This window comes from Streptomyces sp. NPDC058653 (genome assembly GCF_042716895.1).
Classification (GTDB): Bacteria; Actinomycetota; Actinomycetes; order Streptomycetales; family Streptomycetaceae; genus Streptomyces.
The window spans coordinates 25,574-45,921 of sequence record NZ_JBHXRM010000021.1 but is presented as its reverse complement, the minus strand read 5'-3'; the positions used below and the strand labels follow the sequence as shown (position 1 = coordinate 45,921).

Annotated in this window: 13 protein-coding genes; 3 read left to right on the top strand and 10 right to left on the bottom strand. The window is 71.6% G+C overall.

Annotation, left to right across the window (positions count from 1 at the left end):
* Window positions 1–15 precede the first annotated feature (15 nt).
* From ACFWU9_RS19345 to ACFWU9_RS19315, 7 genes are all read right to left on the bottom strand, one after another.
* Window positions 16–2,529: a hypothetical protein gene (locus ACFWU9_RS19345; protein WP_384319884.1), complete on the bottom strand. Its 2,514-nt coding sequence runs from the start codon at window positions 2,527–2,529 to the stop codon at window positions 16–18.
* 116 nt (window positions 2,530–2,645) lie between these two features.
* A complete protein-coding gene (locus tag ACFWU9_RS19340; RefSeq protein WP_384319882.1) occupies window positions 2,646–5,099 on the bottom strand; it encodes a hypothetical protein in 2,454 nt (817 codons plus the stop codon).
* A gap of 125 nt (window positions 5,100–5,224) precedes the next feature.
* On the bottom strand, window positions 5,225–6,988 hold the full coding sequence (locus ACFWU9_RS19335; protein ID WP_384320028.1) for an AAA family ATPase: 1,764 nt from the start codon (window positions 6,986–6,988) through the stop codon (window positions 5,225–5,227).
* An 823-nt stretch (window positions 6,989–7,811) separates the two neighbouring features.
* A complete protein-coding gene (locus ACFWU9_RS19330; protein WP_384319880.1) occupies window positions 7,812–9,248 on the bottom strand; it encodes a hypothetical protein in 1,437 nt (478 codons plus the stop codon).
* 50 nt (window positions 9,249–9,298) lie between these two features.
* On the bottom strand, window positions 9,299–10,240 hold the full coding sequence (locus ACFWU9_RS19325) for an XRE family transcriptional regulator (RefSeq protein WP_384319878.1): 942 nt from the start codon (window positions 10,238–10,240) through the stop codon (window positions 9,299–9,301).
* A 181-nt stretch (window positions 10,241–10,421) separates the two neighbouring features.
* Entirely contained in the window at window positions 10,422–11,621 is a 1,200-nt protein-coding gene (locus ACFWU9_RS19320) for a S1 family peptidase (protein WP_384319876.1), read from the bottom strand.
* A gap of 376 nt (window positions 11,622–11,997) precedes the next feature.
* Entirely contained in the window at window positions 11,998–12,615 is a 618-nt protein-coding gene (locus ACFWU9_RS19315; protein WP_384319874.1) for a TOPRIM nucleotidyl transferase/hydrolase domain-containing protein, read from the bottom strand.
* Window positions 12,616–12,844: 229 nt separating this feature from the next.
* On the opposite strand from ACFWU9_RS19315, the gene ACFWU9_RS19310 reads away from it, so the two are divergent.
* The 3 genes from ACFWU9_RS19310 (at window position 12,845) to ACFWU9_RS19300 (ending at window position 17,407) form a co-directional block, all read left to right on the top strand.
* The gene (locus ACFWU9_RS19310) at window positions 12,845–13,270 is read left to right on the top strand and encodes a universal stress protein (RefSeq protein WP_384319871.1); all 426 of its coding nucleotides are present in this window, start codon (window positions 12,845–12,847) and stop codon (window positions 13,268–13,270) included.
* 278 nt (window positions 13,271–13,548) lie between these two features.
* Window positions 13,549–13,866: an SCP2 sterol-binding domain-containing protein gene (locus tag ACFWU9_RS19305; protein WP_384319869.1), complete on the top strand. Its 318-nt coding sequence runs from the start codon at window positions 13,549–13,551 to the stop codon at window positions 13,864–13,866.
* Between the two features lie 220 nt (window positions 13,867–14,086).
* Window positions 14,087–17,407 carry an ATP-binding protein gene (locus tag ACFWU9_RS19300; RefSeq protein WP_384319866.1) on the top strand — a complete coding sequence of 1,107 codons (3,321 nt, stop codon included), beginning with the start codon at window positions 14,087–14,089 and terminating at the stop codon, window positions 17,405–17,407.
* Between the two features lie 136 nt (window positions 17,408–17,543).
* Here the strand turns inward: ACFWU9_RS19300 and ACFWU9_RS19295 are convergent, their stop codons facing one another.
* From ACFWU9_RS19295 to ACFWU9_RS19285, 3 genes are all read right to left on the bottom strand, one after another.
* A complete protein-coding gene (locus ACFWU9_RS19295) occupies window positions 17,544–18,404 on the bottom strand; it encodes an ABC transporter permease (RefSeq protein ID WP_384319864.1) in 861 nt (286 codons plus the stop codon).
* A complete protein-coding gene (locus tag ACFWU9_RS19290; protein WP_384319861.1) occupies window positions 18,401–19,426 on the bottom strand; it encodes an ATP-binding cassette domain-containing protein in 1,026 nt (341 codons plus the stop codon). The genes ACFWU9_RS19295 and ACFWU9_RS19290 overlap by 4 nt, the downstream gene beginning before the upstream one ends.
* A gap of 157 nt (window positions 19,427–19,583) precedes the next feature.
* Entirely contained in the window at window positions 19,584–20,186 is a 603-nt protein-coding gene (locus ACFWU9_RS19285; RefSeq protein WP_384319859.1) for an NADPH-dependent FMN reductase, read from the bottom strand.
* Window positions 20,187–20,348: the final 162 nt, after the last annotated feature.

Sequence of the window (20,348 nt, the reverse complement as noted above, 5' to 3'; positions counted from 1 at the left end):
GGCGGGCCGGGGACCTCAGCTCACCACCGCCCCGGACGCACGCAGCAGATCCGGCAGCGTGCCCTCGAACTCCGGTATGAGCTGGAGCGCCAGAGCCCAGGCGTCCGGGTTGTCCGACAGGTGCTCCGAGGCGAGTGCAACGACGGCGCGCCGCGCCTCACGTATCTCCTCGGTCTCGACCAGGACTTCGGCGTCGCCGTCCGGGTCCGCGCCGGCCGTGGCGCGCGGCGCCAGGGCCTTGGCCAGGAACGCCACGGTGGCATGCGCCGGGAAGCCGGTCCGCACCACCTCGTCCAATGTGACGAGGCCGCGCCTGTGCGCCTTCTCCAGCCACTCGCACTCGCCCCCCATCAGCGGAAGCGGCAGCTTCTCCAGCATCCGGGCGATCGTGGGCGGCTCCGCGCCCCGGCGGGGCCGGTAGTGCCGGTGCGACATCCGCAGGGCGGCCGCGGCGGACGCCTCGGTGAGGGCCGCCGGGCACCCCTCCAGATCATCGGGATCGAGCACTCCGGGCCGAAACTGGTCCAGGAGCCGGTCGTCGAGAGCCTTCACGTGGTGACGCGCCTCCAGCTCCGCCCAGGGCACCGGCCCCGGACCGACCTCCTCCTCCAGATGGGACAGGGCGTCGCGAAACTCGTCGCCCTCGCTGCCGAACCCCTTCTCGCACAGGAACTCCGCCCGCCCCTCCGGGCTCACGGCCTTCTCGTACGCCGCCCGCAGCAGGGCCGGTCCGCCGCCCGGCCCCGCCGAGCCGTCGGCCTCCAGCGCCGCGCGGCCCGTCTCCGAAGTCGCTTGTGACAGCGGATGCCTGGCCGGCCGCTTGCGCCCGGGGAAGTCGGTCTCGTCCAGCAACTCCCGTACGGCGTCCGGGCCGTGGCGCTCCCAGAGACGTATCAGCATGTGCAGCTCAAGCGCGGACGTATGGATCTTCACCCGGAGGCTGCCGAGCAGGATGCGGCAGAGCAGCGGGTCGCCGGAGTCGGCGCACGCGAGCAGCCAGTGCCGCCTGGCACTGCTCCGGAGACCGCCGACCAGGGAGTCCCTCAGCTCAAGGCGCTCGGCGGACGGGGTATCGGCGGAGACACCGTCCGCCCAGCGCCGGCCGGAGAGGATATGGCGCCGCTGAGCGGGGGTGAGGTCGGTTTCGAGGAAGAGCGCGGCGTTGACCGCGGGCTCGTTGAACGGGATCAGCTCCTCGATCAACTCCTGCGGGGTGTTCCAGTCCGAGGCCAGGGCCACGCGGACGGACTCGCCCCGCGACCGGACGAGATGGGAACGCAGCTCGGCGGACGGCTCCTGCCAGAACACCAGCTGCTGGACGGTCCGTACGTCCATGTGCCCGCCGAGCGCGCACTGCGTGGAGTGACCGGCCGCGCTGTAGAGACGCAGCCACGCCGCCCGGCTCTTCGCGGGCTTCCGGCTCGGGGTCTCGGGCCCCAACGGCTTCGGCCACGGCCGGCCCTCGTGCTCCGGCGCCTCGGCGAGCGCGGCGTCGACCAGTTCGGTGACGCTTCCCTGGAAGCGGGGAAGCAGCGCGTACACCGCCCGCCAGGGCGCGAAGTCCGAGCCCAGCCGGGCCGCCTGGGCTGCGAGCGCGGTCTCTGTCGGGTCGTGCCCGTCCGGCAGCCCGCCCAGAGTCCTGCGAGCGGGGCCGATCTCCGACAGCAGCCGGTCGACCGGAAAAACACCGGACTCGACGCCGGCGCGGAAGAGCTGGGCCAGGCTGTGGTCGGCCAGTTCGTCGAGGGCGGGGCTCGTGAGCATCGACCAGTACGTGGCGCCGGAGGGCCGGTCGTTCTCACTGCACTCGAACGCGGCCATGGCCAGCTCCTCGGGGCAGTCCGGGTGCTGCCACATCCTTCGCAGTTCCTTTGCGCCGAACGGCTCGCGGCGCTGCTCGGCGAGCAGTACGTCCCAGTCCACCACTCCCGCGGGCAGATCGATGTCACGGCCGCTGATGGTGCTGTCCCGCAGGGCGTCGATCAGCTCCGGCAGCGTCTTGGGACAGGCCTTGCGCCAGTACCGCTCCACGGTGCTCTCCCCGCCGCTGTGGTCGATGACCCGCCGCGCGTGCGCCACCAGCTCGGGGAAGGGCGACAGCAGTGCCGGCTCCAGCAGTTCCAGGAGATCTCTGTGGTCGGAGGCCAACAGCCGCGCGGGCAGGGCGTCCTCGGTCCGCCAGCGGGGGTCGTCGGCCGTGGTGGCCGCGCCCTTCCACACAGCGGCGCGCTGGGCGGGGGTGCGCTCGTTGCCGTGGGTGCCGTAGAGGATCAGGGCCAGCTCGGGATCGCCCAGCGCGGCCAGCCGGTCGAACACCTCACCGCGGCCCGGAGAGGAGGCGGCGAGCGCGGCGAGGAAGCCCGGGTCGCCCGACGCGAACACCTCTTCCAGCAGGGAACGCGGCACCTCGGCCGAGCTGCCCAGCAGCTCGACGGTCTCGTCCCTCACGCGGGTCATCAGCGCACGGGTGAGCGCGTGGTCGGCGAGGGCGTACACGGCGGATACGACGGTGGGCTCGGCGAAGCGCATCGTGGAGACTCGTGCTTTCTCGTGACGGTCGGTTGGGCGGTGGGGAGGGGGGCGCGAAGCCGGAGAGGGGTGCGAACGGGCCGGGGGTGGCGTGCCGGGGCCGGGCCGGGGGGGCCTCAGCTCAGCACCGCTCCCGACGCACGCAGCAGATCGGGGAGCGTCCCCTCGAACTCCGGTGTCAGACGCAGCGCCAGCGCCCAGCCCTCCGGATTGTCCGACAGGTGCTCCGCCACGAGCGCGGCGACCTCACCGCGTGCCTCCCGTCTCTCCTCGGTCTCCGCTTCCGTGCGCGGCGCCGCGCTCAGCGTCGTGGACAGGAACGCGACCGCCGCCTGCGCCGGGAAGACGGACCGCACCACCTCGGGCAGGGTGATCCGACCCAGGTGATACGCCTTCTCCAGCCAGTGGCAGCGGCCCGCTCTGTCCAGCCGCTGCGGATACTTCCCCAGCATCTCCGAAGCCGTCGGCGGCCTTCCCGCCTTGCGGGGCCGGTATTCGGGGTGCGACAGACGCAGACCGGCGATCTCCGACGCCTCGGTGAGCGCGGCCGGGCAGGCGTCCTGTTCGGCCAGCCGGACCAGGACCCGGTCGTGCAGAGGCTTCAGCGCGTGCATCGCCTCCAGCCGTGCCCACGGCATCGGCCCCGGTCCGATCTCCTCGACGAGGATCGCGAGTGCCTTCACCAGGTCGTCGCTCTCGCTGCCCGCGCCCTTGTCGCAGAGGAAGTCCGCCCGGCCGACCGGACCCGCCGCCCGCTCGTACGCGGCACGCAGCAGGGCCAGTCCGCTCTCCGAGCCCACCACCTCCAGCGCCGTACGCCCCGTCTCAATGGCCTTGGGCGACAGCGGATGCCTGGACTGCTTCTTCCGGCCGGGGAAGTCGGTCTCGTCGAGCAACTCCCTTACGGCGTCGGGGCCGTGGCGCTCCCAGAGCCGGAGAAGCATGAGCAGCTCAAGCGCGAGCGTGTGCGCCTTCGCCCGGGGGCTGCCCAGCAGAACGCGGCAGAGCAGCGGGTCCCCGGAGTCGCAGCACGCGAGCAGCCACGACCGCCGCGCGCTCTCGCGCAGACCGTCGGTCAACGGCTCCGTCAGCGGAATCCGGTCGGCCGCGGGAGTGTCCGCCGAGTGACCGTCGCGCCACAGCCGCCCCGAGAGGATGTGCCGGCGCTGGGCGGGAGTGAGGTTCGTGTGGAGGAAAAGCGCGGCGTTGACCTCGGGGTCGTTGTACGGGATCAGCTCCTCGATCGCCTCCGGCGAGGTCGACCACTCCGACGCGATGCCCGCGAGGGCGGACGCGCCCCTCACCCGGACGATATGCGCCCGCAGTTCCGGACTCGGCGCATGCCGGAGCAGCAACTGCTGGATGGCCCTCAGGTCCATGTGCTCCGTGAGCGCGCACCGGGTCCCGTGGTCGGCCGCGTCGTACAGATGCAGCCAGGCGGCCCGGCCGCCCTGCCGCCCGCGGCTCGGGAACTCCGGTCCCACCGGCTTCGGCCACGGCTGGTCCAGGTGCTTCGGCGTCTCGGCGAGCGCGGCGTCGATGAGCTCGGTGACGGTGCCGGAGAAGCGCGGGAGCAGGAGGTGGAGGGCCCGCCAGGGCGCGAAGTCCGAGCCCAGCCGGGCCACTTGGGCGGCCAGGGCCGTACGTACGCCCTCGTGGCCGTGGGGCAGCCCGCACACGACCTTGCGCGCCGGGCCGATCTCCCGAAGGACGCGGTCGACCGGGTAGGCACCGGACCGGATTCCCGGTACGAGGAGTTCGGCGAGACGGTCCTCGTCGGCGGCGGCCAGCATCGACCAGTGGAGGCTGCCGTCGACCTGGCTTACGCGGTTGACCTCGAAGGCGGCCAGGGCCAGCTCCTCCGGGCAGTCCGGGTGGGCCCGCAGCCTGAGCAGTCCGTTCGCGGTGAGCGGCGCCCCGCGATGCTCGGCGAGCAGCTCGTCCCAGTCCAGGGCGCCCGGCGCCGTCGGCAGCTCTATCTCGCCGTAGTAGTGCGCGTCGCGGAGATGCCCGACCAGCTCCTTCGTCGTCCCGGGGGCGGGCGGCGACGGTTTCGGCCGGGGGACGGAGACCGTCCGAGGAGGCGCCGGCGTGGACGCGTGCTCAAGGACGCGCCGCGCGTACGCCACCAGCTCCGGGAAGGGCGAGAGCAGGGCGGGCTCCAGCAGGTCCCGGGACGTGGCCGTCAGCAGCCGCCCCGGAAGCGCGCCCTTCGCGTGCCAGGCGGGGTCGTCGGCCGTGGCAGCCGCGCCCTCCCACACCGCGGCCCGCTCGCTCGCCGTGCGCTCCCAGTCGCGCAGGCCGTGGAGGTGGACGGCCAGCGCGGGATCGCCGAGCAGGGCCAGCCGGCGGAACACATCGCTGTGGTATCGGGCCGCCGAGAAGAGCGCGCCGCGCAACTCCGGGTCGGACGAGGCGAGCACCTCGTCCAGGAGGACCGAGGGGACCGGCGCCGCGCTGCCGAGCAGCGCGAGCGTCTCCTCCCGTATCCGCGGTATCAGCGCGCGGGTCAAGTCCCGGTCGGCGAGTGCGTAGGCGGCGGACACGACGGTGTGCTCGGCGAGGCGCATGGCGAGGGGCTGCGGCTTTCTGGAGAAGGCGGTGAGGGAAAGGCGGTTACGGGGGCCGATGACGGGGCTCAGGTACGGGGCCGGGTCCGGACGTCGGCCGCGGAGGTCAGCGGCCCGAGGCCGGCTCAGGACGACGACGCGGCGAGCTCTTTCATCCGGGCCAGCGCGCCGACCCAGAAGCTCTGGCGGGCGGGCGTCTGCCCCACGAGATACGTGGCGCGCAGCTTCGGCGGCAGATGGCGCAGCGCCCGCGCGACCACCTCGGGGTTCCTCTTGAGCTGCGACAACTCGGCGTTGGCCAGCACCCGGTGCACCAGGTCGGTGTCGTTCGTCCCCTCCGACGAGACCTCCGACGCGACCGCGAGCCGCTTCTCCCAGATGTCGATGTCCCGCACCAACTCCTTGAAGCCCAGGGCCGCTTCCTGCCCGGCACCGAGCAGTCTGGCTTCGAGCGCGGTCAGCGGCACCGGTGCGAACTCGCCCTCGCCGAGATAGATCAGGCCGGAGATCAGCGGCTGGCCGGCCAGATGCAGTTTGATCAGCCGCTCCAGGGTCCGCTTGGTGATCCAGTCGCGGGCCTCGTCGTCTATGTCGTTCTTCCACCATTCGAGGACGGTCTCGGCCACCTCACCGTACGCGGCCATCAGCCACTCGTTGGCCGGGATGTCCTCGGGCCGCACCTCGTAACTGATCGTGAAGCGGCTGGCCTGCGCCACGTTGTTCCGGCTGACCTGGAGCTTCCGGCCGAGGTGGTACGGCGGATTCTGGAGGGCGATCTGGGCGCGCAGGCCCTCCACCGGCCGCCCCGCCAGCGACCACTCCTGGGTGATCTCCATCAGCTTGGCGAACGCGGCCTTGTCCTTCGGCCGGTTGTACTCGTCCCAGATGATCACCTTCTCCCCCGGCCCCGAGAGCGACTGGGTGAGCAGGGTGTCCAGCCGGCCGTCCGGGGTGGGCACGGGCACGCACAGGTCCTCGACGTTGGTCACGGGGAGCGAGAAGTACACCGGCTCCGCGCCGAGTTCGTCCCGTACGAGACTCTTGGTGATCTCCGTCTTTCCGCAGCCGGGCGGTCCTTGCAGCAGCACGGCCCAGTTCTCCCGCAGGGCGGTGCGCAGAATGCGGCGTACGGGATCGGAGACGGTCCGCGGGTTCGCGGCGCCCACGGCCGCCGCGAGCGCGTCGAGGGTCTCCGCCGTACGGTCGGCTCCCTCCGTACCGTCCTTGCGCCGGTCCCTCAGCCGCAGCCGGACCCCGCCCACCAGCGGCAGCCCCCAGCTCAGCGGCAGACCGGCGCGGGCGCAGTCCAGCACGTGCTCCAGGGTGCGCGGGGAGAGCAGGGAACGCAGCGGGGGCGTCAGGGCGGCCCAGATCCGGAAGACCTCGCCGAGGTCCCAGTCCGGGTAGCGGGCGGCGAGGGTGTGGCGCCAGGCCGTGTCGTTGGAGGTGAGGCGCAGGGTGACCATGCGGTCGAGCACGGCGAGGTCGCTGCGGACGGAGCCGGTCTCGGTCCGGGACTCGTTGTCGCAGAGGAAGACTCCGACGCAGCCGAGGGCGCGCAGGTCGTGTTCGCCGAGGGTCCAGTTGCAGGCGACCTGCATGAGCTGGGACTGGATCATCTCGCCGGCCTGCAACGAGTCGTCGATCAGCAGCACGAACGGCTCGCCGGGGTCGAGTTGGCTCATGATCAGCTGCGTGAGGACGAGCCCGCCGGTGCTGTCGTCCCTTACGGGTGCGTTCATCAGCAGGTCGTCGGGGGTGAGATTGGCCGCGGGGACGAGGACGACGCGCGTGCCGGGGTGGGCCTCGGGGATGTGGCTGAGGAAGGTGGAGGTCTTGCCGATGCCGTGCTCGCCGAACACCTGGCCGGTCTGGCCCATGGCGATCATGGCGTCGATGAACTCCGCGAGGCGCGTGCCCGGTTGGGGCCCGGCCGGCCGCTCCGGATAGGTGGTGGTGACGGTCCATGCCTCGTCCCGGGAGCCCCGGGAGGAGCGGCGCGCGGCGGGCTTGGGAGCGGTCTTGATCACGGTGGGGTCCAGTCCTCGTCCGGTGGATACGGGTTACGGCGATGCGGGTGAGGGAGCGGAGGGCGGGTGCGGGTCGGGTGGGTCGGCACCGGTGCGGGTGCGGGTGCGGGTCGGCGGGCTGACCTGGCGCTGGTGCCGGTGCGGGTGAGGAGGGCGAGTGCGGGTCGGGGGGCTGGCCGGTACCGGTGCGGGTGCGGGTCGGGGAGCTGAACTGGCGCCGGTACCAGTGCGGGTGAGGAGGGCGGGTGCGGGTCGGGGGGTCGGCCGGTACCGGTTCCGCGCCGGCTCGGGGCCGGTGCGGGTCGGCTCGGGGCCGGTGCGGGTCGGCGCAGGTGCGGGTGCGCGTGCAGGTCTGGCGCCTGCGCGGGGGCCGGCCTGGGGCTGGGGTCGGAGGGCCCGGCTCGGCACCGGGGCCTCCCCGGGCCCCGCGCCGACGCCGGTCCGGGCCCCGCGCCGGTGCGGGTGCGGGTGCGGGTGCGGGTGCGGTTCGGACGGCAGACCCGGCGCCAACGCCGGTCCCGCGCCGGTGCGGTTGGGTCGGCTGCCCCGGCACCGGCGGCGGTCCGGGCCCCGCGCCGACGCCGGTGCGGTCGGCTGACCCCGCACCGGGGCCGGTGCGGCTCACGGACCCCGGCGCCCGCGCCACCGCTCCCCCGCCAGCGCGGCGTACGCCCCCGAGCCGTCAGCCGTCGCCGGTCGTGACGCGGTGGCAGGCCATCGGCGGGGTGTGCCGCTCCGGCCAGTCGTCCCCGCCGTCGGTTATCAGCCAGATCCAGCTCTCGGGCCGGGCCGGAGTCACTGGCGGCGCATGACCGTCGGTGACCATGATCACCGCGTCCGGCTTCACCTCGCACCGCTTGCCGCCGACCTCCCGGCGCCCCTCCACGTACTCCACGACCTTGCCGAAGTCCGTGCCGCCACCGCCGGTCACCCGCTCTCCCGCGACGAACGGCATGACCTCCCCGTCGAAACTCAGCCAGTGCGTCTCGACGCCGTCGGTGCGGCCGACCAGTGTCATCAGCCAGTCGATCACCCGCTGGGACATGGAACCGGAGGTGTCGATCGCGATGACCACCACCTTCGTACGCTCCTTGCCGCGCCGCGACAGCATCGGATCGTGCCCGAGGGCGAGCAGCACCGCGCCGTGCTTCCTGGGGTAGATGAGCCGTTCGCCGTCGCGGAGTTTGGAGGCGAGCGTGTCGGACAGCCAGCGCTTCCACCACTCGACCCGGCGGGTGGGCTCGGTCCGGCCGCGCAGCGCGCCGAGGCCGAGGCGGCCCCACAGCTTGGAGACCCGGTCGCTGCCGCCCTCGGAGCGGTCGGCGAGATGCAGGATCTCGTCGCGGGCGATCCCCTCCCCGCGCAGGGCGGCCCGCAGCACGTTCGCGAGGACGCCCTCCACGACCTGGCCCACGGTCTCGTCGTCCAGGGGGATCCCGTCGACGAGCAGATGCGGGCAGACGGCACCGGCCGGCACGGGTGGGTCGCTCATCCGCTTCAGCTCGCCGTACACGCTCATGTCGGTCTCGGTGAAGTGCTCGTACGAGACCGGCTCCAGGCCCTGTGCGCGCAGGTCCTCCTCGTACAGGGCGTGGATCTCGTGCGGATCGATCCCGACCGGCTCCCGTACCTGCCCGCCGCTCCCCTCACCCGCCGTGCCGCCCGTCAGGCGTGTGGGCAGCTTGCTGCGCAGCCGCCGCATGACCACATGGTTGATGGAGACCTCGGCGGCCAGCTTGAACACGGGGTCCGCGCGCAGCTCCGGAGCCGCGTACAGATGCCGGTGTATGAGGTGGCGCGCCTCGTGGAAGAGCACGAAGCGCACGCCGTCCGCGCCGATCGCCTCGAAGAACTCCGGGTTGTACAGAAGCACGCAGCTGCCGTCGCCGGTGGCGACGACGGCGGCCGTGTCCACGGCCAGGGTGGGAATCTGCTGATGGCACTTCGTGTACAGCCAGGACGCGATCGCGCTCTCCCGCACCCCGAAGTCGAGCATGGCGGCTTCCTTGAGCCGTCGGCCCTTCTCGGTGACGACAGGGTCTGGGGGGTCGTCCAACAGCCGCCGCCAGTCGCGCAGTTCGGCGGCGTGCGTGGGCGTGGTCACGGACGCTTCGGTCATGGGAAAACAGTAGCGGCGGGGTCTGACATCCCGTCCGGCGGAGGAACCCGTCAGGCGGGCCACTCCCACGACATGCCGTGTATCCCCGCCGGGCACTTCGGCGGCAGCATGTGCGCCGAGTGCGAGACGTCCAGGGCGATCTGCCGGCTGCTGGTCTTCTCCGCGCCGATCCGCTCCCGGTAGTAGCGGTGGCAGCTCACCGGCAGCGCGTCCGGGTGGAAGTAGACGTGCAGCAGATACTCCCGCAGGCTCACCCGCGTCCGGCGCTCGTGGTACGTCGACACCTCGCGGCTCGGGGTGAGCGAGATGGTGTAGTCGGCCACCACGGTCTCGTTCTTGGCGAGTTCCCCGCCGAAGAGGATCTCCGTCACGATGCTCTGCCGCTCCGGCAGGAACTCCAGGCGGCCGAGTTTGCCGCACCGTACGGTGACGTCGACCGACGCCGTCGCCGGGTCGTCGATGACATGCACGGCGGTCATCCGGCTCGCCCCGTCGCGGGTCGCGCGCAGCACCTGGTTCACGGACATCTGCCGTATGCAGCGCTCCTCGTCGAGATGGACCGTCTCATGGATGACCAGCGAGGTGACGTCCTCGTTGAAGCGCGCGAAGTCCGCGCCGAGGGCCTGTTCGACGTCGGAGTTCTCGCCGAAGACACGGTGCGACGCGGACAGGTCGAGCAGCTCGGTCGTCGTACGGCCGCGCGGCCGGCCGGGGCGCAGGAGCGAGCGGAGCGCGCCCGCGGGCAGGGCGAGGATGGACTCCAGCGCGTCCACGGCGCGCAGGGACCGTGCGCGCTCGGGCTGGCTGCGCCCGCGCTGCCAGTAACTGAGGGTGGCCAGGCTGACGCCGATGCCCTGGGCTTCGAGCCGGTCCCGTACACGTTCGAGGGAGAGACCGCGGCGACGCAGCGCGTCGCGGAAGACGTCGGCGAACGTCACCTCGGCGTCTCCGTCGGCCCCGCCCAGGTCCATGTCCGTATCCATGTCGGTCATGGCAGCAGCTCCGATCGAAGAGGAGTCCCGCACCGGCCGAACTCCGATATTCCGTCCGATGGTAAGCGGACGACGAAAGCCGCCCACCGGTAAGGGTGGGCGGCTCCGCCGCTGTCTCCCCGGGGGCATCGGAGAGATCAGTGGCTCGGGTGACGTTCGGGATCGCTCCCTGTCGGGAGGGTCAGGCGACGTTCAGGGTCAGCTTGTAGTAGGAGAGCGCGTCCGTGAGCGGCTGGAAGTACGAGGAGCCGCGGGTGTTCACGCCGGTGCAGTTCTGGCCGATCGGGCCGCCGGAGGTCATGCCCTGCGCCTGGTTGCCGGAGATGTACGCGCCGCCGCTGTCGCCGCCCTCGGTGCAGACGGTGGAGCTGCCCAGACCGGTGACGACCGTGTCGGGGCCGCCGTTGGCGTCGGTGTAGGTGACGGTGACGTTGTACGAGCCGACGGTGCCGCAGGTCCAGCCGGTGGTCTGGCCGGACTTGCACATCGCGGAGCCCTGCGAGGCGCGCGTGCTGCCCCGGACGGCGACGTTCCCGGCCTGGCCGTGGGTGGTGACCTGGGTGCCTATGGAGTCCTCGGCGTCGACCGCGGCGATGCCCATGTCGACGCTGCGGGTGCCCACGGCGAAGCGGGAGTTCGTGCCCTTGGCGAACTTGACGTTGTTGTACGCCAGGTTCGGCAGGTCCTCGATGCAGTGCCCGGCGGTCACCAGATACTGCTTGCCGGCGGCGTCGCGCGCCCCGAAGCCGACGGAGCAGATGTAGCCGTTGAACGTCATCCGGCTGCCCGGAGGCACCACGGCCTGGGTCTCCAGACGCTCCTGGCCCCGTACGACACGGACGGCGTCGCCGTGCTTGCTCGCGGCTTTGATGAACGAACGGGCGGCGGCGCCGCTGTCGCTGTTCACCTCCACCGTGACGGTGTCGGACGCGAGGTCGACCGACCACGACGACACACCGACGGGAACCTGCTTGACGGCCTTCGCGTCCAGCTCGCTCTTGATCCGGTCCAGCGCGGACTTGCCGTGCTCGGGGACGCGGGCGCTGAGGCCGGCGTCCTCCACCTGGGCCGCGGATCTCGCGTCCGGCGCGTTCACGGTGAGCGTGCCCGCCTTGGTGAAGAAGGCGCCGTCCGTCTTGATGCCCTGCTTGTTCACGGCGGCCAACTCGCGCTGCTGCGCGGCCTCGTGGTCGAGCCTCTCGACGGCCGCCTGCTCGCTGCCACCGAGCGTTTTGGCGAGTGCCGCCACCATCTCGGGCTGGTACCGGGGCGCCTGAGCCGCGGCACCGGACGGGTCGGCGGCCTGCGCGCCGGTCACGGCGGAGGCCGAGAGCAGGACGCCGGTCACGGCGGCGACGAGATATTTGCGGGAAACCTGCACAGTGCTTCCTCTCGTTATCGGAGGCTGCGCCGAGCCGCGCGGCGTCGAGCCCCTGGGGATGAGGGCTGGCTGCCGCGTGCGTTCATGGATGAGCCATGGCTGGGCGCTTGTCCGGCGACGTGGTTGGGGGGTGTGTGGGGCGTCGCGGGATGAACTCTCGCCGAACGCTCCCTTTCCGGACAAGGGCTGGCCAGGGAGGTGTTTTCAACAGAGTTGCGGATAACTGTTGAGAGCCCAGGGGGCCGGGCGCCGGTTGCCGCCGGAGGCCGGAGACGTTGCCGCCGATCGCGACCACCGCGCCGTCCGCGTGCTCACCGCCGGTGCGCCGCGAGATCGTCGCGTCGGACTTGCCGGACAGGAACGGTCGTTCAGGACCTCACAGGTCGGCGAAGAGATCGGCGAGCGGTGCCGGTATGCGGTCGGGCCCCAGGGCCTCCACGAGAACCCGGCCGTAGTGGATCTTGCGCCCCTTCTTCGTACCGAGGAAGCGCCTCAACTGCTGCTCCGCCGGACGTCCCTGCTGTGCGGGCTGGCGCAGGAACGTCTGGAGCGCGCGTACGTCACCTTCCGCGCGGACAAGTTCGGCGACCCGTGTCACGCCGAGCGCGCGGATGAGTTCGTCCTCCAGGTCGGCCGTGCAGACGTAGAACTTCCCCTCGGCGGCTCCGGCCCGCTCCAGTCCGGCCTCGTAGAAGCGGCGCTCCTTCTCGTCGCACAGGCCGGTGAGCCGCAGATCGAGGCCGGGTGGCCCGAGAAGCCCCGCGAAGCGGCCGACGCTCATCGCGCCGCCCATCGGCAGCACGCAGACCCCTTTGGCCGCCAGGTCCCGGCCTCGGGCCGCGGCCAGCGCGCCGACCGCCGCGGCATCGCTCGGCCCTTCGAGCAGGACGGCCGTCCGGACGGACAGCCGCGCGGCCAATTCGCGCGCGGGGGCCTCGGGACCCCCGGCCGCCCACGCGATGACCGCTTGCCGGAAAGACTCCATGTCAGCCATATGGCGAGTCTCCGCCCTTTTCGGCCCGCGCGATAAGGAATTTCGACCGGCGCGCCGCTCGGCGGACGGGAGGGCGGTGAGGCGCGGGGGGCGATCAGAGGCGGTACGTCGGAATAGCCCGGTGATGCCAGAGGTTGCAGGCATGGCTGGTACAAGCTTCAACAACACTCTGGGAGCGCCGCGTCCGCGGCGTCTCGGAGATGAACCACTGAACGCACGGAGGTATGTCATGGGCAGGATAGTTGTGGGAGTCGACGGGTCGGCTTCCTCGGTCAAGGCGCTGCACTGGGCCGTACGGCAGGCGGGGCTCACCGGGGACACGGTGGAGGCCGCGATCGGCTGGGAGTACCCGGCCGGCGCCTGGGCGACGATGGCCCCCGGCATACCGCCGGAGTTCGACCCGGAGAAGCTGGCGGCGCAGATCCTGGACGAGACGCTGGAGTCCGCCCTCGGTAAGGAGGGCGCGGCGGCGGTCGACCGGCAGGTCGTGGGAGCGCACGCCGCCCAGGCGCTTCTCGCCCGCGCCGAAGGCGCCGAACTCCTGGTGGTCGGCGACCGCGGCTACAGCGGTTTCAAGGCGGCGCTGCTCGGCTCCGTAAGCCTTCATGTCACTCAGCACGCGTCGGTTCCGGTAGTGGTCGTCCGAGGCGAATGATCCGGCGAATAAAGGGCGCCGTACGAGCAGGCGGGGCGTAAGAGCGAACTTCCGCGCTATTCGGCCAAGTCGACTAAAACGTACGGGAGTTGACTCGAACCTCTACTACAAACACGCGAATTTCTTGCAGGAATTCACGTGGCTGTTCGCAAGTGTTGTGTGCATCGCGACGACCTTCTCTGAAACGTTCCGAATGTTTTCAAGAACATCCTCCAAGCGGTCGGTCGAGAGGGGTTGAATGGACCTCGACCAAGCTCGCTTGAACGATGGAGAGACCCTTGAGCACTTCCGACGCCACCATGCAGGCTCTCGCCGCCAGGTTCGACTCGGCCGCGGCCGCCGGCCTGGACCTCACCTTCGGCTTCAACGTCACCGACGAAGGCAAGCACTTCGCGCTGACCGTGAAGGACGGAACCTGCTCGCTGCAAGAGGGGGAGAACGCGGACGCCAACGCCACGCTCGTGCTGGACGCGGACACCCTGAAGTCCATCCAGTCGGGATCCACCGACGGGACGCAGGAGTTCGCCGCCGGCAGGCTCCGCATAGAGGGCGACGCGGACGTCGCCCAGAAGCTCAGCACGCTGTTCCCGGCCTGATCCGGCCGAACGGCTGATCCGGACGAACAGCTGATCCCGCTGATCGGCTGACGCGGTGGGCCCGCGGTCACTTCGGTGACCGCGGGCCCACTCGCGTGAGGGGCCGACTCGTACGACGGGCCGGGCGGGGTCGACCGGCCCGGCCCGGCAAAGTGGCAGGTCAGCCGCCGGCAAAGATCTCGTATGCCGATTGTCAGTGGTGCCTTCTATGGTTTTGGTCATGACCCCTGCACTGATCGGGCGTGACCACCCCGCAGGCGTCCTGCGCGCGGAGATCGCCCGGGCGACGGACAGCCACGGGGGTCTCGTGCTGATCGCGGGCGAGGCGGGCATCGGCAAGACGACGCTCGTCACCGCCGCCGCCCAGGAGGCCAGACAGCGCGGGGCGCTCGTGCTGGGCGGTTCCTGCTGGGAGGGCAGCGCTCCGGGGTACTGGCCGTGGGTGCAGGTGGTGCGCGGGCTGCGGCGCGGCCTGGACGAGACGGAGTGGACGAAGGCCGAGCGGGCGGCGGGCGGGCGGCTTTCGGTGCTGCTCGGGGAGTCGGCGGGGGACGACGAGGCCAAGGACGCCTTCTCCGTGTACGACGCGGTGACGACCGCCCTCGTCACGGTCTCCCAGCACCGGCCGGTCGTCGTGGTCGTGGACGACCTGCACTGGGCGGACACCGCGTCGCTCAAGCTGCTGGAGTTCGCCGCCCAGCACGCGTGGTTCGAGCGGCTGCTGCTCATCGGGACGTACCGCGACGTGGAGGTGGAGGCCCCCGGCCACCCCCTCCAGCAGCTCATGCTCCCGCTCGTCGCCCGCGCCACCACGGCCGTGACTCTGACCGGGCTCGACAGGGACGACGTGGGCGCGCTCCTCACGCTGACCACCGGGCGGGAGCCGGAGCCCGATCTGGTGGACGAGGTGCACAGCCGCACCGGCGGCAATCCGTTCTTCGTGGAGCAGACCGCCCGCCTCTGGCACGGCGGCAGCCCGGTCAGCACGATCGCCCCCGGCGTGCGCGAGGCCGTGCGGCGGCGGCTGTCGATGCTGCCGAAACCGGTCGGCGACCTGCTGGTCACGGCGAGCGTGCTGGGCAGGGAGTTCCACCGCCAGGTGCTCGCCGCCACCACCTCGGCGCCCGTGCCGCACGTGGACCGGCTGCTGGACCGGGCCGTGTCGGCCCGGCTCGTGGTGACGCGCAAGGGCGGGCGGTTCGCCTTCGCCCACGACCTCGTCCGCGAGACGCTCTACGACTCCCTGGAGGAGGCGGAGGCGGCCCGGTTGCACGGCGCGGTCGTACGGGGCCTGGACACCGCGCCCGCGCTGGGCGAGAAGATCTTCCCCGCCGATCTGGCCCGGCACGCCCATCTGGCCGGTGACAGCGTGGACCGGGACCACCGCATCGATCTGCTGCTCGCGGCGGCGCGGGACGCGTCGAGCAGGATCGCGGCGGAGGAGGCGATCAGTCACTACCGGCGGGCGCTGGAGGTGGCCGAGACCGCGGGGGAGGGTGATCCTCGCCGCGCCGTCCTCATCGCGCTCGACCTGGCCGGCGAGCTGCGGCATCACGGCATGGAGGAGGAGGCCAACCGCTATTTCGACCGCGCGGTGACACCCGCCCGTGAGCTGGGCGATCCGGAGCTGCTGACCCGCGTGGCGCTCACGGTCCATCAGTTGCAGGACATCCCCGGTCAGGCGCCTCAGGCGGCGGAGCTGCTGCACGAGGCGTACCGCGCGCTCTTCGGCGACGGCGAGCGTGCCGGTGATGGTAACGATGACGGTGACGATGACGGGATCGTCGGCCGGGGCGGGGGCCGGGCCGGCGAAGGGGAGAGGGAGCGGATGGCGCAGGACCTCGCCGTCCGCGCCACCGATCTCGCCCGCCGGGACGATGACGACGAGGCGCTGGCCTTCTCCCTCTGGGCGCGCCACGACACGATCTGGGGTCTCGGCACCTCCGAGGAGCGGCTCACCCTCACGACCGAGATGTCCGCCGTCGCGCGCCGCACCCAGAATCTGGACATGGAGTTGCACGCCGCGGCGATGCGCTGGGTGACGCTGCTGGAGCTGGGGGATCCGCTCTACCTCAGCCAGTTACGTACGTACACGGGACTGGCCGAGCGGGCGGGCAAGCGCCGGTACGAACTGGGGAAGGCCGTCGACCTGGGCATCGTCGCCGCGCTCAGCGGGGACTTCGAGCAGGCCGAGAAGTGGTACGCCGACACGGTCGAGGTGACGGACGGGCACGGGCCCTATGAGTTCCTCGCCTCGCATCTGCTCTGGGCCCTGCACATGATCCGGGGGCGCTACGACCGGGCCGACGGTGTCACGCGCCGTCTCGAAGGCGTGGGTTATCCGCTGCCCGTGCTGCTCGACGGGATCGCCGCGATCGAGCGCGGTGACACGGAACGGGCGCTGCGGCATCTGCGGGAGCTGGAGGACCGGCCCGAGCCGGTGTCGCGCATCTTCGCGCCGCTGCTGTTCCGGCTCCGGGCGCACACGGCCGCCGCGACGGGCGATCCCCAGTTGATCGCCGAGGCCAGGGACGCCCTCGGAGCGCACAGCGGGCGATGGCTCGTCGCGCTGTACGGCTGCGACGTCAGCGGACCCGTGGACCTCTGGCTCGGCATGCTCGACGCGGCGGAGGGGCGCTGGGACGCGGCGGTTTCCGCGTTCACCTCCGCGCGCGACTCGGCCGACCGTCTCCAGGCGCGACCGTGGTCCGTGCGCGCCGGACTGGGACTGGCGGACGCCCTGCGGGCCCGCGGCGGGCCGGGGGACGCCGCGGCGGAGGCGAAGGTGCGGGCGGAGGCGGTGCGGGCGGCGAAGGCGATGGGGCTGGGGCTGGGGCATCTGGAGCGGCGCTTGCCGGAGGGGTCGCGCCCCCTCCACACCGAGGCCGACCCGGGCACGGGCACGGGCGTAAGCGCGGGCACAAGCCCAGGCGCAGGCGCCAGCTCGGGCACGGGCGGTCAACCGGGCCCGCCCGGGCCGGAGTTCAGACGGGACGGGACCGTGTGGGCGCTCGCCTTCGACGGGCGGGCGGTCCATGTGCCGGACGCCAAGGGGCTGCGTGACCTGCACACGCTGCTCTCCCACCCGGGCACGGACTTCCCCGCCGTCCGGCTGCTCGCCCCGGACGGCGGCGAGACGGTCGTGGCGGCACGCGCCATGGGCGGCGACCCGGTCCTGGACGAACGGGCCAAGTCCGAGTACCGCCGACGGCTTGATCAGCTGGACCGGGAGATCGACCGCGCGGGCGAGCGCGGCGACGACGCACGCGCGGCCACGTACGACAGGGAACGCCAGGCGCTCCTGGACGAGTTGCGCACCGCGGCCGGTCTCGGCGGGCGTACGCGACGGCTGGGCGACGAGGCCGAACGGGCCCGTAAGACGGTCACGGCCCGGATCCGCGACACGCTGCGCAGACTCGACGCGCTCCACCCCGAACTGGCCGCGCATCTGCGGAGGTCGGTGACGACGGGCTCGACCTGCGCCTACCGCCCCGACCTCGCGGACAACGCCTCGCCCGGTGCGCTCAACTGGCGCCTCTGAGACCCGGCCCCGCCGGGGACGGCGGCACCTCGTCCACCGCCACGGCCCCTTCGTCACGACCACGCCCCCGCACAGAGCTGTGGCCCGCGGCTCTCCCCCCGGGAGTCGCGGGCCACAGCTGTCGGGATCCATGTGCTCACTTGCGGTTGTACAGCCGCATCGTCCACGTACCGAAGACAAGCACCAGACCGACCGACCAGCCCAGCGTCACCGCGATGTCGTGGGTCGGCCAGTTGCCCGCCATCAACTCCCTCACAGCACTGGAGAGTTCGGAGACGGGGCTGTTGTTGACGAACGCCTGGAGCCAGCCCGGCATCGTCTTCGGGTCGACGAAGACGTTGCTCAGGAACGTCAGCGGCATGATCACCATCATGCTGACGCCCATCACCGACTTCTCGGTGCGCAGCATCAGCCCGAACATCGTCCAGATCCAGGAGAACGAGAAGGAGAAGACGAGCAGCAGCAGCACGCCGGCCGCGATGCCCAGCACGCCACCGTCGGGCCGGTATCCGATGGCCAGGCCCACACCCAGGATCACGACCGCGGCGATCATGTACCGGATCACATCACCGAGCAGATAGCCGACCATCGGGGCCGGCCGCCAGATCGGGAGCGTACGGAAGCGGTCGAAGACGCCCTTGGCGATGTCGGTGTTGACCGCGACGCCCGTGTACATCGTGATCATCACGACGCTCATCACCATCACGCCGGGCAGCAGGAACTGGATGTACGCGGAGACCGACCCCGCCAGCGCACCACCGAAGAGATACGCGTACATCAGCACCATCATGACCGGGAAGACGGTCACGTCGAAGAGCTGCTCGGGCACATGCTTGATCTTCAGCATCGCCCGCCAGCCGAATGTCATCGACGCGGAGAGCGCGCTGGGTCTCGACGGCCGTTCCTTCCTCACCAGCAGGGCGGCGAGGTCCTCCGCCGTGGGCGTGGCGAGTTCGAGGTCGTCCAGGTCCTGCGTCTTCGTGGCTACGGTGGTCATACCGCCGCCCCCTCCTTCAGATCGGTGGTCTCGGTGGAGCTCCCGGCGGGCCGACCGGCCGGCTTCTTCTTGTCGGTGAGGGCGAGGAAGACCTCGTCCAGACTGGGCTGGCCGAGGGAGAAGTTGTCCACGACGATCCCCTCGCGGGCCAGCTCCGCCAGCGCCCGCCCGGCCTTCTCGGCCGCGCCCTGGTCGCTGCCCGCCCCGCTGATCGTGGCGGTGAGCGCGAGCGGGTCGGCGTCCAGCACGATCTCCGCGCTGAGCACGGCGGCCAGCACCCGCTGGGCGTCGGGCCGTTGCGCCGCGTCACGCAGCCGCAGGTGGACGGCGCCGGAGCCGACCGACGCCTTCAGGTCGCCCTTCGTGCCCTCGGCGATCACCTTGCCCTGGTCGATCACCGCGATCCGGGAGGCCAGCTGGTCGGCCTCGTCCAGATACTGGGTGGTCAGCAGCACCGTCGTCCCCTGCGAGACCACGGCCCGCACGATGTCCCACACCTGGTTGCGGCTGCGCGGGTCGAGGCCGGTCGTCGGCTCGTCCAGGAAGAGCAGGTCGGGGGTGTTCAGGATGGAGGCGGCGATGTCGATACGGCGCCGCATACCGCCCGAGTAGTTCTTGACCTGCCGGCCGGCCGCCTCCGTGAGACCGAACGCGTCCAGCAACTGCCCCGCGCGGTCGCGGGCGTCGGGCTTGGTGTGCCCGAGGAGCCTGCCGAGCAGGACCAGATTCTCCGAACCGGTCAGGTCCTCGTCCACCGACGCGTACTGCCCGGTGAGCGCGACCCGGCTGCGGACCGACTCGGCGTCCTTCACCACGTCCTTGCCGAAGATACGGGCCTCGCCGCCGTCCGGGCGGAGCAGCGTCGCGAGCATCCGTACGACGGTGGTCTTGCCCGCGCCGTTCGGACCCAGCACTCCGTAGACCGTGCCCGTCGGCACGGCGAGATCGACTCCGTCCACGGCGCGGTTCGAGCCGAAGACTTTCACCAGCCCCGTGGTCTCGATCGCGAGATCATTACTCATCATCAGTCCTTGTCGTTCTGCTTGATCGTTCTGCGTCTGCGTTCTGCGACTTCGTACTGCGTCTGCGTTCCGGAACGTGTGAGGGGTTTCCGTTACGACTCCGGGCGGGCCCGAAACTCATCACCATCCAGCGGTGCCGCCCGTGCCACCCGTGTGCTCAGCAGATGTACGGCCTGGCCGCCCGCGCCTCGCGGAGGCCAAGGCCCCACCACCCGAGCTGGTCGAGCAGCACACTCGCCTCGCGGTCCCTGCGCTCCTCCGTCACCGCGTCGACGTCGAGCACGTCGTCGCCGCAGTCGAAGAGGTTGATCGACACTCCGTTGCGCAGGGTGACCGTGTGCAATTCGATGAAGACGGTGCGCAGCGCCTCCACCGCGTAGAGCCCGCCGGACCCGTGGCCGTAGCTGACGAAGGCGACCGGCTTGGTCTGCCACTCGTCGTACGCGTAGTCGACGGCCTGCTTGAGGGAGGCGGGGAACGAACGGTTGTACTCCGGAGTCACTACCACGAACGCCTCCGCGCGGTCGACCTCCGCGGTGAAGTCCGTCATCGGCTCCGTCGCCCGGTCGGGGTAGCGCGCGGGGAAGTCGAAGTCGGCCAGATCCACCACCGACACCTCCAACTCGTCCCGCTTGGCGGCCACTCCGGCGAACCACCTCCCTATCGCCTCACCGAGGCGCCCCTCACGGGTGCTGCCGATAATGACCGCGACCCGCAGCGGAGTCGCGCCGTCCTCTTCCCCGTCGCCGCAGTGCCGCATGTGGGCCGCCTCCTTCCCCCCTCGCCCGCCCTCACAGACAAGGCGCCAGACAGGACCGCGCGCCCCCCCGAAACAAAAAAGCGGGGCGCCGCGCGGAGGCAAAGAGGGGGACGGCCGGCCCCCGGGCCCCCCCAACCCCCGCGCCGAAAGCGTAGAGACAAC

What these genes read in the sequence shown, in the direction of transcription:
- ACFWU9_RS19300 (WP_384319866.1), top strand. Translation starts at nt 14,087, where the DNA reads ATGACCCCTGCACTGATCGGGCGTGACCACCCCGCAGGCGTCCTGCGC.
- ACFWU9_RS19330 (WP_384319880.1), bottom strand. Translation starts at nt 9,248, where the DNA reads ATGACCGAAGCGTCCGTGACCACGCCCACGCACGCCGCCGAACTGCGC.
- ACFWU9_RS19325 (WP_384319878.1), bottom strand. Translation starts at nt 10,240, where the DNA reads ATGACCGACATGGATACGGACATGGACCTGGGCGGGGCCGACGGAGAC.
- ACFWU9_RS19345 (WP_384319884.1), bottom strand. Translation starts at nt 2,529, where the DNA reads ATGCGCTTCGCCGAGCCCACCGTCGTATCCGCCGTGTACGCCCTCGCC.
- ACFWU9_RS19340 (WP_384319882.1), bottom strand. Translation starts at nt 5,099, where the DNA reads ATGCGCCTCGCCGAGCACACCGTCGTGTCCGCCGCCTACGCACTCGCC.
- ACFWU9_RS19310 (WP_384319871.1), top strand. Translation starts at nt 12,845, where the DNA reads ATGGGCAGGATAGTTGTGGGAGTCGACGGGTCGGCTTCCTCGGTCAAG.
- ACFWU9_RS19315 (WP_384319874.1), bottom strand. Translation starts at nt 12,615, where the DNA reads ATGGCTGACATGGAGTCTTTCCGGCAAGCGGTCATCGCGTGGGCGGCC.
- ACFWU9_RS19295 (WP_384319864.1), bottom strand. Translation starts at nt 18,404, where the DNA reads ATGACCACCGTAGCCACGAAGACGCAGGACCTGGACGACCTCGAACTC.
- ACFWU9_RS19335 (WP_384320028.1), bottom strand. Translation starts at nt 6,988, where the DNA reads ATGATCGCCATGGGCCAGACCGGCCAGGTGTTCGGCGAGCACGGCATC.
- ACFWU9_RS19290 (WP_384319861.1), bottom strand. Translation starts at nt 19,426, where the DNA reads ATGAGTAATGATCTCGCGATCGAGACCACGGGGCTGGTGAAAGTCTTC.
- ACFWU9_RS19285 (WP_384319859.1), bottom strand. Translation starts at nt 20,186, where the DNA reads ATGCGGCACTGCGGCGACGGGGAAGAGGACGGCGCGACTCCGCTGCGG.